10 protein-coding genes are annotated in these 11,897 nt (G+C 74.1%); 8 read left to right on the top strand and 2 right to left on the bottom strand.

From position 1 onward, the window contains the following. The first annotated feature begins 7 nt into the window (after positions 1-7). Together ACH4UM_RS07775 and ACH4UM_RS07770 are read left to right on the top strand one after the other, a co-directional pair. Complete coding sequence (locus ACH4UM_RS07775; RefSeq protein WP_398175174.1) at positions 8-700, top strand: response regulator; 693 nt, start codon at positions 8-10, stop codon at positions 698-700. 142 nt (positions 701-842) lie between these two features. Beyond that, positions 843-2,576: a GAF domain-containing protein gene (locus tag ACH4UM_RS07770; RefSeq protein WP_398175172.1), complete on the top strand. Its 1,734-nt coding sequence runs from the start codon at positions 843-845 to the stop codon at positions 2,574-2,576. 68 nt (positions 2,577-2,644) lie between these two features. On the opposite strand, the gene ACH4UM_RS07765 is transcribed toward ACH4UM_RS07770, so the two are convergent. Further along, positions 2,645-3,319 carry a CBS domain-containing protein gene (locus ACH4UM_RS07765; RefSeq protein ID WP_398175171.1) on the bottom strand — a complete coding sequence of 225 codons (675 nt, stop codon included), beginning with the start codon at positions 3,317-3,319 and terminating at the stop codon, positions 2,645-2,647. 276 nt (positions 3,320-3,595) lie between these two features. Between ACH4UM_RS07765 and ACH4UM_RS07760 the strand changes: the two genes are divergently transcribed. The 6 genes from ACH4UM_RS07760 (at position 3,596) to ACH4UM_RS07735 (ending at position 11,227) form a co-directional block, all read left to right on the top strand. Then, positions 3,596-4,630: a pyridoxamine 5'-phosphate oxidase family protein gene (locus ACH4UM_RS07760; protein WP_398175169.1), complete on the top strand. Its 1,035-nt coding sequence runs from the start codon at positions 3,596-3,598 to the stop codon at positions 4,628-4,630. A 244-nt stretch (positions 4,631-4,874) separates the two neighbouring features. Next, positions 4,875-6,335 carry a CBS domain-containing protein gene (locus ACH4UM_RS07755; protein ID WP_398175167.1) on the top strand — a complete coding sequence of 487 codons (1,461 nt, stop codon included), beginning with the start codon at positions 4,875-4,877 and terminating at the stop codon, positions 6,333-6,335. Further along, complete coding sequence (locus tag ACH4UM_RS07750) at positions 6,332-6,997, top strand: DUF4389 domain-containing protein (RefSeq protein ID WP_398175165.1); 666 nt, start codon at positions 6,332-6,334, stop codon at positions 6,995-6,997. Before ACH4UM_RS07755 ends, ACH4UM_RS07750 begins: the two co-directional genes overlap by 4 nt. 2 nt (positions 6,998-6,999) lie before the next feature. Next, positions 7,000-9,918: a cation-translocating P-type ATPase gene (locus tag ACH4UM_RS07745; RefSeq protein WP_398175163.1), complete on the top strand. Its 2,919-nt coding sequence runs from the start codon at positions 7,000-7,002 to the stop codon at positions 9,916-9,918. Further along, entirely contained in the window at positions 9,915-10,574 is a 660-nt protein-coding gene (locus ACH4UM_RS07740; RefSeq protein WP_398175161.1) for a potassium channel family protein, read from the top strand. The genes ACH4UM_RS07745 and ACH4UM_RS07740 overlap by 4 nt, the downstream gene beginning before the upstream one ends. Beyond that, the gene (locus ACH4UM_RS07735) at positions 10,571-11,227 is read left to right on the top strand and encodes a potassium channel family protein (RefSeq protein ID WP_398175159.1); all 657 of its coding nucleotides are present in this window, start codon (positions 10,571-10,573) and stop codon (positions 11,225-11,227) included. Before ACH4UM_RS07740 ends, ACH4UM_RS07735 begins: the two co-directional genes overlap by 4 nt. Before the next feature lie 134 nt (positions 11,228-11,361). On the opposite strand, the gene ACH4UM_RS07730 is transcribed toward ACH4UM_RS07735, so the two are convergent. Further along, positions 11,362-11,814 (bottom strand): universal stress protein, encoded by a 453-nt coding sequence (locus tag ACH4UM_RS07730; RefSeq protein WP_398175157.1) that lies wholly within the window; start codon positions 11,812-11,814, stop codon positions 11,362-11,364. Positions 11,815-11,897 lie beyond the last annotated feature (83 nt).

Here is an 11,897-nt window from a genome sequence, read left to right as displayed (position 1 = left end):
GTGACCGATGGCGGACCGTGAGCAGGCCGGGCCCGACACCCCGATCCGGGTCTTCCTCCTCGACGACCACGAGGTGGTACGGCGTGGGGTGCACGACCTGCTGAACGACGAACCGGACATCACGGTGGTCGGAGAGGCCGCCACGGCCGAGCAGGCCCTGGTGCGTGTTCCCGCCCTGCGCCCGGACGTGGCGGTGCTCGACGTCCGGCTGCCGGACGGCGACGGTGTGACCGTCTGCCGTGAGCTGCGCTCCCGCCTGCCGGAACTGGCCTGCCTGATGCTGACCTCGTTCGACGACGAGGAGGCGCTGCTGGACTCGATCATGGCGGGCGCGTCCGGCTATGTCCTCAAGCAGATCCAGGGCTCCGACCTCGTTTCGGCCGTGCGCACGGTGGCCCGCGGCCAGTCGTTGCTCGACCCCAGCGCCACCACGAAGCTGATGGCCCGGCTGCGGGGCGGCCAGCAGAAGGAGGAGGAGCCGGACACGCTGCCCGGCCTGACCGACCGGGAGCGGGAGATCCTGGCCCTGATCGGCGAGGGCCTGACCAACCGCCAGATCGGCCAGCGTCTCTACCTCGCCGAGAAGACGGTCAAGAACCACATCTCCCGTCTGCTGGCCAAGCTCGGCGTGGAACGCCGCATCCAGGCCGCCGTCATCGCCACCCAGGCCCAGGACCGCCTGCGCGGCGAAACCCGCTGACCCCACGCCCTCGGAGAACGCCGCCGGGGCCCTGACCGCACAGGGCCCCGGGCGATCCCATGCCGTTACCGAGCCGCAGCCGCTAATGTGACACATGAGCGAAACGGCTTTCGGCACTTCATGGGGGCTTGGAGGATCACCGGTGGGAAGCTCCGAGGAGTCGGGGGACGGTCGAGTGCGGCTGCCGCAGCTGCGGCTGGACGAACTGCTGGAACAGCTGCAGGCGCGCCTGGACGCGGCGCGTGGCACCCGGGACCGGGTGCACAGTCTGCTGGAGGCGGTGCTCTCGGTCGGCCGGGAGCTGGAACTGGAACAGGCGCTGCACAGCATCGTGGACGCGGCGGCGACCCTGGTGGACGCGGAGTACGCGGCGCTGGGCGTGATCGGTCCCGACGGCCGGAGGCTGTCGGCGTTCCACACCGTCGGGGTGGGCGAGGAGGACATCGCCCGGATAGGGCCCTACCCCGAGGGGCACGGGATCCTGGGTGAGCTGATCCGGCATCCGGAGCCGCTGCGGCTGGCGAAGCTGTCCGAGCACGCGGCGTCGTACGGTTTCCCGCCCAACCATCCGCCGATGAACACCTTCCTGGGCGTGCCGATCCGGGTGCGGGACCAGGTGTTCGGCAATCTGTACCTGACCGAGAAGCGGGGCGGTCTGGAGTTCGACGAGGAGGACGAGTCGGTCCTGTCCACCCTGGCCGTGGCGGCGGGTGTGGCGATCGACAACGCCCGGCTCTACGAGGAGTCCCGGCTGCGCGAGCGCTGGCTGCAGGCGAACGCGGAGATCACCCACAGCCTCATGTCGGGCGCCGACCAGGCGGAGGTCCTCGGACTGATCGCCGAACGCGCGCGGGAGATCACCGGGTCCGCGCTCGCCGCGATGTCCACACCGGTGGACAAGACCGGCACCCTCACCGTCGAACTGGCCATCGGCCTGGAAGCGGAGGCCCACCGCGGACTGGTCCTGCCCGTGGAAGGCACGCTCACCGGGGAGGCGTTCGCCGGCGGGGCGCCCGTGAGCAGCACGGACGTCGCACACGACGAACGGGTGTCGGCCGGACCGCCCCGGTTCGCCGGCCTCGGGCCGGCCGTGGCCGTGCCCATCGGCGCCCGCGACCACATCCGCGGAGTGGTCCTGCTCGCCCGGGAGTCGGGCGCGAACGACTTCTCCGACAAGGAACTGGAGCCGCTGCGGGGTTTCGCCGCGCAGGCCGCCGTCGCCATGGAGCTCGCCGAGCGCCGTCAGGACGCCGAGCAGATCGCCCTGCTTGAGGATCGCGACCGGATCGCCCGGGACCTGCACGACCTGGCCATCCAGCGGCTGTTCGCCACCGGCATGACCCTGCAGAGCGCCGGCCGCTTCATCGACCACGCGGGCGCCAAGGAGCGCGTCCTGCGGGCCGTGGACGACCTTGACGAGACCATCAAGATCATCCGGTCGACGATCTTCGGCCTGCGCACGCACGGCGACGAGGCCGCCCCCGGCCTGCGGGCACGAGCCGTGCGGGTGGCCGGCGAGGCCACGCCGGTGCTGGGCTTCGCGCCCAGCATGCGGATGGAGGGGCTGCTCGACACGCACGTGCCGAGCAAGACGGCCGACGACATCGTGGCCGTCCTGTCCGAGTCCCTGACCAACATCGCCCGGCACGCGCACGCCGACCGCGCCGAGGTGGTGCTGGAGACGGACGGCAGGACGGTCCGCCTCACCGTCACCGACAACGGCGTCGGCATCCCGGCCGAGGGCCGCCGCAGCGGCCTGCGCAACATGGCCGAGCGGGGCCGCAAGCTGGGCGGCGACCTGGAGTGGAACACCCCCGACGGCGGGGGGACCAGGCTGGTGTGGCACGCCCCTGTCGGCGACACGAAGGCAACGTAGGGCCCGCTCCGCGCAGTGACCGCGGCGGTCTTCGAACGACCGGAGCCCGGGCGCTCGCGAGAGGCGTCTCATGTGCGGTCGGCGTGCCCTGTGGTGTCGTCGGACCGGTAGATGATGTCCGTGGTCACCGAGACCACGCCGTCGACACCGCTGCACAGGCGCTCGATCACCGGGATGAGGCTCTTGGCGCGCACGGTGCCCTTGAGCGCGACCCGGCCGTCGGACACGGCGGCCGTGACGTCCGCCTCGGTCAGCCCCAGCGTCCGGGCGAGCACGTCCCGGGTGATCTCCTGGTGGATGGCGTCGTCGCGGCGCAGGAAGATGCGCAGCAGGTCGGCGCGGCTGACGATGCCCACCAGGGTGCCGCTCTCGTTCACCACCGGCAGCCGCTTGACCCGGTGGGCGTCCATCAGGCGCGCGGCCTCGACGACGGTCCACTCCGGACGCGCGCACACGGCGGGCGCCGTCATCAGGTCCTCGGCGGTGGCCCTGTCGGCCGCGGCGTGTTCCCGGCCCGGCGGCGGGGAATCGGGCAGCAGACCGGCGGGGTCGGGTCGCCCGGCCACCAGGTGCAGCAGGTCGGCCTCCGAGACCACGCCGACGGGACGGCCCAGGTCGTCGACCACGGGGACGGCCGTCACCTCGTTGTCGGCCAGCAGCTTGGCGATCTGCTTGAACGGGGTGTCCCGGCCCACCCGGACGACCCCGTGGGTCATGAGGTCCTCGACCGTGCGGTGTTGCATGGCGCTTCTCCCTTCGGTCCCCTCGACCGGCTCCGCCGACCGGTCCCGCCGGCTGTTCCGCCGACCGGTTCCGCCGACCGGCTGGGTCGCGCGGCCCCGGTGGTTCGGCCGCGGCCCGCACCCTCCAGCGTGGCAGCCGCGCACCCCCGCGGGCTTGGGACCATCGCGCAGGAGAAGCCGCCGTACGTCCCGGCCGGGCGGGACCTTGGTCCCGTTGGTGCACGGGGCGGCGAAGGGCGATCCTGGAGAGCGGACCCTTCGAGAGAGGGCACGGCCATGCACGCTCACCTAGGCGATCGACTGGTCGTCGAAAGCCCGGCCACCGGAATCACCCGGCGCGACGGCGAGATCGTCGGCGTACACCACGCCGACGGCACACCCCCCTACGACGTGCGCTGGTCGGACACGGGCGAGGTCACCCTCGTGTTCCCCGGACCGGACGCACACGTCGACCACCTGGAGCCCGGCGAGGCCCCGCCCGGCAGGCGGTCCCGTGCGGAGACCGGGTCCCGTGCGGAGACCGGGTCCCGTGCGGACACCGGGCCCCGTGCGGACACCGGGTCCCGCGCGGGCACCGGGTCCCGTGCGCAGACCGGCCGGCAGCCCGCTGCGGACACCGGCCGGCAGCCCGCCACGGAGCCCGGGACGCCCACCGGCGCCACCGCGGCCCGGCCGGGAGACTTCGGACGGCGTCTGGCGGCCGCCCGCCGGCGGCGCGGGCTCAGCCTGGAGGAGACGGCCGGCCGGGCCCGGATGTCACCGCAGTACCTGGCCTACCTCGAGCAGCGCCCGTCGGAGCCGAGCATGGCGACCGTCCTGAGGCTGGCCGACGCGCTCGGCACCACGCTGGTCGCACTGCGCGGCGGCGACCAGGACCTGCCACCGGGACAGGGACACGCGCTGCTGCACCCCCGGCTGACCGACCTGAGCCAGGAGGAGTGCCGGGCACTGCTGTCCACGCACGGTGTGGGGCGGATCGCGCTGAACACCGAGGACGGGCCCGTCGTCCTCCCGGTCAACTACGACGTCGTGGACGACGCCATCGTCCTGCGCACCGCGCCCGGCACCTCACCCGCCGATGCCGTCGGCGCGGAGGTCGCCTTCGAGGTCGACCACGTGGACGAGACGATGAGCCAGGGCTGGAGCGTCCTCGCGGTCGGGCACGCCGAGGCCGTCACGGACCCGGACGCCGTCCACCGGCTCCTGGAGCGGGTCCGTTCCGAGCCGTGGGCGGGCGGACCGCGCACGCTCTGGGTGCGGATCCGTCCCGACCGCCTGACGGGGCGTCGTATCACGCCGGCCGACCGGTGAGCGTGGGCGCCGACCGGTGAGCGTGGGCGCCGACCGGTGAGCGCGGGCACGGACCCGGACCCGAACGGCGCCGGCTCAGCCGCCCGGCCGGACGGCTGAGCCGGCGACCCGCTCGCAGGACGGGCCGAGGGACCTTCGGGGCCCCGCGTGGACTGTTCGGCCCGAGACGGCGACGCGGGCGCGGCGGTCGACTGGGAGGTGCACGGGGCGGCCCCTCGTCCCCCGGATCCACCGAGGACTGGTCATGCGGTACTCCACCGTCGGCGACGTCATGACGCGCGAGGTGGTCACCGTGCCCTACGGCTGCCCCTTCAAGGAGATCGCCCGGACCCTGGCACGGCACCGCGTCGCGGCAGTGCCCGTCGTCGACGACCGGAAACGCCCCGTCGGTGTGGTCGCCGAGACCGACCTCCTCGGGCACGAGGCGGGCCGTGGACTGGCCGCTTCCGGCCGCGACCCGGTCCGCGAGGGCACCGCCGGGACCCTGATGACCTCGCCCGCGGTGACGGCCCGCCCCGAGTGGAGCCTCGCCGAGGCCGCCCGGACGATGCTGCGCCGCGGAGTCGGGCGGCTGGTCGTCGTGGGGGCCGACGAGCGGGTCACCGGCATCGTCAGCGGCCATGACCTGCTGCGGCCGTATCTGCGCGGGGACGCCGCCCTCGCGGACGAGATCCGCCACGACGTCCTGGAGCGGATCCTGGGCCTCACCCCCGGCCGTGTCCGGGTCCATGTCGAGGACGGGGTCGTCACCCTGACCGGCCGGACCGACGCCGCCACCGATCCTCCCGTCATCGTGCGCCTGTGCCGCTCGGTCCCGGGCGTGGTGGCGGTCCACTCACACCTCACCTGCGCCTACGGCGGCGCCGACCTCGATGTGGAACCGCCGCGGCCGGGTGCGCCCCGCGCCGCCGCCGGCCGGGGCACCGGACGGCACCAGCCGCGGGCGCCCGCCGGCCCCGGCCGCCAGGGCGCCGGGACGAACACCGGGAGGGAGCCGGGACCAACACCGGGAGGGAGCCGAGATGAACACCGGGAGGGATCCGAGATGAACATCGAAACCCGCTGCGGCCGCAGCATCAACGTCACCCGCTTCGCACCGCACGGACTGCCGGCCTCCATGGGACGCGTCGTCCTGGAGGCCTCCTGCACACCCCAGGACAAGGGGGAGATGTGGGCGTCGATGACGCCCGAGGAGGCCAGGAGCCTGGCGGCCCTGCTGCTCTTCCAGGCGGCCGCGGTGGAGCCCGTGCCCACCGGCCCGCCCGGACGCGTCGAGGTGGTCCCGGTGGCGGGCGACGCCTACGAGATCCGGGTCCGCGGCCACGTCCTCACCGCCGACCAGCCGGCCTCCGACGGCGGCAAGGACACCGCGCCCACCCCCGTGGAGCTGTTCGTGGCGTCCGTCGCCGCCTGCGCGGCGCACTACGCGGGGCGCTTCCTGGACCGGCACGGCGTCAGCCGCGACGGACTGCGTGTCGACGCGCGGTTCCGGATGGCCGACGACCGCCCGGCCCGCGTGGCCGCGCTCTCGCTGACCGTCGAGGCCCCGGCCCTGCCGCGGGACCGGCTGCCCGCCTTGCGTGCGGTGGTCTCCCACTGCACGGTGAGCAACACGCTCGCGCAGCCGCCCGAGACACAGCTGGAGGTCGTGTGCGGCGCGGAGCAGGAGCCGGCGGTACCGGCTCCCGAGGGGAGCACGGCATGAGCGCGTACCCGCCCACCCCGGCCGCCTTCGGGCCGGTGCGCGTGCAGGCGACGCTGGACGCCCCGCTGTCGCGGTGGCTGTGGCTGGTGAAGTGGGTCCTCGTCATTCCGCACCTGGTGGTGCTGGCGTTCCTGTGGACCGCGTTCGTGCTCGTCGGTCTCGCCGCGGGTTTCGCCATCCTGTTCACCGGGCGGATCCCCCGGCCGCTGTTCGACTTCCAGGCCGGAGTGCTGCGCTGGACGTGGCGGGTCGCCTACTACACCTACGGCGCCCTGGGCACCGACCGCTACCCGCCGTTCAGCCTCGGCGAGGAGCCCGCCTACCCGGCCCGGCTCACCATCGCCTACCCCGAACGGCTGTCGCGCGGCCTGGTGCTGGTCAAGTGGTGGCTGCTGGCCCTGCCCCACTACCTGGTCATCGGGATCCTGCTGGGCGGCCTGCACCTCGGCTGGTGGGGCGGCGCCGGCCTGATCGCACTGCTCACCGTCTTCGCGGGCGTCGCCCTGCTGTTCACCGGCGTCTATCCGCCCGGCCTGTTCGACCTCGTCGTGGGCCTGAACCGGTGGGTGCTGCGGGTCGCGGCGTACGTCGGCCTGATGACGGACGAGTACCCGCCCTTCCGGCTCGACCTGGGCGGCGCCGAGCCCGGCGAGACGTTGTGAGGGTGCTGCGTCCCCAGGACCACCGGCCGCCCGACGCGGCCCGGTCGTCCGGACGGGACACCGGCCTCCGGCCGCCCGGCGGCCCGGCACCGCCGTCCGCGGGCCCCCCGGGGCCCGGCGGCCGGCCGGGGCAGCCGGGCCCGCCGGACCGGTCGTGGCAGCCGGAGCAGCCCGGGGAGCAGGTACACGCCCGCGACGCCGCCGAGGTCTTCCGGACGCTGGACAGCTCGCCGCGCGGACTGACCTCGGCCACGGCACGGGCGCGTCTTCTGGAACGGGGGCCGAACGAACTGCCCGCGGCCCGCGGCCCGGCCCTCTGGCGGCAGCTCGCGGGCCAGTTCACCGACCTGTTCGCGGTCGTGCTGATGGTGGCCTCGGCCATCACCTTCCTCGCCTACGCCCTGCAGGACCCCCGTGAGCCGGGCACCCTGCAGCTGGCCGTGGCCATCCTGTGCGTCGTCGTGCTCAACGCCGTCATCGGCTTCACCCAGGAGTACTCGGCGGAGCGGACCGCGCAGACCCTGCAGGCGATGGTTCCGCACCGCTGCCGGGTGCTGCGCGACGCCGCCCCGACGGAGGTGCCGGTGCGCGAACTCGTGCCGGGCGACGTGGTGGCACTCGAGGCGGGCGACACCGTGTCGGCGGACTGCCGTGTCGTGGAGGCGCACGAGCTGACGGTCAGCACCGCGGCCATCACCGGAGAGAGCGAGCCGGTGCCCCGTACCGCCGAACCCGACACCGCCGAGGTGGGACTGCGGGCCCGCAACTGCCTCTTCATGGGCACCGACGTGATCACCGGGGCCGCCAGGGCGGTCGTCTTCGCCACCGGGCAGGCGACCGAGTTCGGCCGGATCTTCAGCCTGACGGCCGCGGCGCCCCGGCAGAAGACCCCGCTGCAGCGGCAGGTCGCGTCCATGGCACGCCGGGTCGCGGGCATCGCGCTCGGGGTGGGCGCGGCCCTCTTCGCCGTCCGGCTGCCCACCGGGCAGGGCCTGGTGCCCTCGTTCGTGTTCGCGCTCGGTGTCATGGTCGCGCTGGTGCCGGAGGGACTGCCCGCGACCCTCTCGGTCTCCCTCGCCCTCGGCGTCCGCCGTATGGCCCGGCACCACGCCCTGGTCAAGAAGCTGCTCGCGGTGGAGGCGCTGGGCTCGACCACGGTCGTGTGCACCGACAAGACCGGCACGCTCACCCAGGCCGAGATGACCGTCATACGCGTCTGGGCGTGGGACCGCTTGCACACCGTCACCGGGGTGGGCTACGAGCCCAGCGGCGAGGTGAGCGACCCGGCCGAGGTGCGTGAGGTGCTCCGGTCGGCCGCGATGTGCTGCGACGCGCGCCTCGTCCCGCCCGAGGACGGCGGCCGGTGGCGCATCCTGGGCGACACCACCGAGGGCGCGCTGCTGGTGGTCGCCGCCAAGGCCGGCCTGGACCCGGCGGTCGAGGAGGCCGCGGCGCCGCGGATCGCCGAGCACCCCTTCGACTCCGTACGCAAACTGATGAGCACCGTGCACGACGGGGGCGGCACCCGGCGGGTGGTGCGGGTCAAGGGCGCGCCCTCGGAGGTGCTGGACCGGTGCACCCGCCTGGACCGCGGCGGTACCCCCACCGCCCTGACCGGTGCCGAGCGCACCCGGATCGCCGCCGAGGCCGACGAACTCGCCGCGCAGGGCCTGCGCGTGCTCGCGGTCGCCGCACGGGACACGACGGGGCCCGCCGGGGACCGTGACGCCGACGAGTCGGACCTCACCCTGCTCGGCCTCATCGGCATGCAGGACCCGCCCCGGCCGGAGGTCCACGAGGCCGTCGAGGCCTGCCACCGGGCGGGCATCAGGATCGTCATGGTCACCGGTGACCACCCCCTGACGGCGGAGGCGGTGGCCCGCCGGGTCGGCATCGTCCGGTCGGCCGCGCCCACCGTCGTGACCGGAGCCCAGCTGGACGCCCTCGACGACGCGGCGCTGGACCGGCTGCTGGCGGGCGGCGGCGAGCTGCTGCTGTGCCGGGTCAGCCCCGAGCACAAGATGCGCGTGGTCACCGGCTTCCAGCGGCGCGGCGAGGTCGTCGCCGTCACCGGGGACGGCGCCAACGACGCCCCGGCACTCAAGCACGCCGACATCGGCGTGGCGATGGGCGCCTCCGGCACCGACGTGGCCCGCGAGGCCGCCGAGATGGTGCTCCTCGACGACTCCTTCGGCTCCATCGCCGTGGCGGTGCGGCTGGGCCGCTCCGTCTACCAGAACATCCGCAAGTTCCTCGTCTACCTGTTCAGCCACAACATCGGCGAGCTGGCGCCGATCCTCGCCGCCACCTTCGCCGGGTTCCCGCTGGTGCCGATCACCGCGGTGCAGGTCCTCGCCATCGACCTGGGCTCCGACGTGCTGCCCGCGCTCGCCCTGGGGGCCGAGCCCCCGGAGACCGACGTCATGGACCAGCCGCCGCGCCCGCGCGCCGAGCGCCTGTTCTCCCGGAGTGTCGTACGCCGGATCCTCTTCCTCGGCGGTATCCAGGCGATCGGTGTCTGCGCGGTGTTCTTCTGGCACATCAACGCCTCCGGCATCCCCTACGCCGACTTCACCGCCGGCAACCCCGTCTACCGCGAGGCGATCACCATGGTCCAGGCGGGCATCGTCGTCAGCCAGTTCTTCAACGCGCTGGCCGTGCGCACCGAACGCGAGAGCGTGTTCCGGGCGGGCGTGTTCGGCAACCCCTGGCTGATCGCCGCCGGCTGCTTCGGCCTCGCGCTGATGGCGGCCATCAGCTATCTGCCCCCACTGCAGAGCGTGTTCCACACCGCCCCGCTGACGGCGGGCGACTGGGCCCTGCTGACCGTCGTCGGCGTGCTGCCGCTGGCCGCCGACGAGGTGCGCAAGGCGTGGCTGCGCCACTGCGCGGCCACGCGACCGGAAGGAGGCCGACGATGAGAGTCGTCATCGCCGGATGCGGACGGGTGGGTTCCGTGCTGGCGGCCCAGCTGGCCAGGGAGAGCCACGACGTCCGGGTGATCGACCGCGACCGGGGCGGCCGGCGCCGGCTGCCCCCCGGCTTCCCGGGCCAGTTCCACCTCGGCAACGGCTTCAGCAGAAGCGTGCTGGAACGGGCCGGTATCGCCCACAGCGACGCCCTGGTGGCCGCCACCTGCGGCGACAACAGCAACCTGGTCATCGCCCGGACCGCCAAGGAGATCTTCCGCGTCCCCACCGTGCTCGCCCGCGTGCACGATCCGCGGCGCGCTGGCCTGTACGAGGGCCTCGGCATCCCGACGATCTCCGACGTGACCTGGGCGGTGAACCGCATCCACCAGATGCTGCTCCACCGCCACCTCGTGCCCGACGTCGCCTTCGGCAACGGCGAGACGCTGCTCGTCCGCTCCGCCGTACCCGGGTACCTGGCGGGGCGGAAGCTGTCCGAGTTCGAGGTCGAGGGTGAGATCCGGGTGGTGGAGGTGACCCGCGACGGGCACTCCCTGATCCCCCGGCAGACCGCCACCGCCGCCCCCGGGGACGTGGTCACCTTCGCCGTGGCCGCGCGGTCCCTGCACAGACTCCGCGGATTCCTCGACAAGGAGCTGGGGACATGAACGTACTCATCGCCGGCGCCGGCAGGCTGGGCACGCGCGTCGCCCAGGTGCTGATGGCCGCGGGCAACGACGTCACCCTCGTCGACGCCGACGAGGACCGCGTCGACGCGCTGCGCGGCCAGAGCGACGCCCGCCTGGTGCTGGGCGACGCCGGGGAGAGGACCGTCCAGGAACGGGCCGGCGCGGCACACGCCGACCTGGTCGTCGCCGCCACCGGGCGCGACGAGGACAACCTCGTCATCAGTTACCTCGCCAAGCGGCACTTCGCCGCGCCCCGCGTGGTCGCGCGCGTCAACGACGACGAGAACGCCTGGCTGTTCGACCACCGCTGGGGCGTGGACATCGCCGTCCCGGCGGCCACGCCCCTGGTCTCCCTGATCGAGGAGGCGACCGGAGCCGCCGACACCGTCGCGCTGCTGCGGCTGAGCACCGCGGGCGTCGGCATCATCGAGACCGCGATCACCTCCCGCTCCAAGGCGGCCGGCCGCTCCCTGGGCGACATCCGGCTGCCCGAGGGCACCCTGGTGGCCACCGTCGTCCGCGCCGGCAACCCCACCGCACCCACCCCGGCCACGATCCTCCAACCGGGCGACGAAGTGCTCCTCGTCTCGCACAGCGCGGACGAACGCGAGATCCACACGGCCTTCCAGTGAGCGGCGGGCCGGGCCGTACGGGCGTGGGCCCTGCGGGCGTGGCCTCCAGCCCCGCGGGCGTGGCCTCCAGCCCCGCGGGCGTGGCCTCCAGCCCCGCGGGCCGGGGGGCGGGGCGGGCCGCTCGCCCCCGCGGGTCAGTGGGAGTGGGTGTGGTCCTCGCGGACCACGACCACGGGGCAGGCCGAGTGCTGGGCGCAGCGCTGGCTCACCGAGCCCAGCATCGCCCGGGCGAAGCCGCCGCGGCCGCGGCTGCCCACCACCAGGACCTCCGCGCCCTGGGAGGCGCGGATCAGCACCTCGGACGGGTCGCCCTCGACGAGGTGCTCCTCCAGGCGCGCCGGGTGCTCGTCGGGGAAGACGCTGTGCAACTCCTCCGCGAAGCGCTCGCGGGCCTGCTGCAGGTCGTAGTCGGGGTCGATCGCCGGTCCGGCCCAGCCGACGGCCGACGGCGTGTCCCAGACGTGGATCGCCTCCACGACACCGCCGATGAGCTGGGCGTATCCGGCCGCCCAGCGCAGCGCGGCGTACGACGACGGCGAACCGTCCACACCCACGACCACCCGGCGTTGCGGTTCAGAGGGTTGCATGGCCACCTCACTTGAGCAGTCGCTGTCCCTAGGTCCACGCTGCCCGGACCGGCGCGACTGTGCCAGCCGGAGGACACCACCGG

Origin of the sequence: Streptomyces sp. NPDC020801 (genome assembly GCF_044334385.1) — a bacterium.
In the GTDB taxonomy this organism is placed as follows: domain Bacteria; phylum Actinomycetota; class Actinomycetes; order Streptomycetales; family Streptomycetaceae; genus Streptomyces.
The sequence above is the reverse complement of the archived record's forward strand: the minus strand, read 5'-3'. Positions and strand labels throughout refer to the sequence as shown.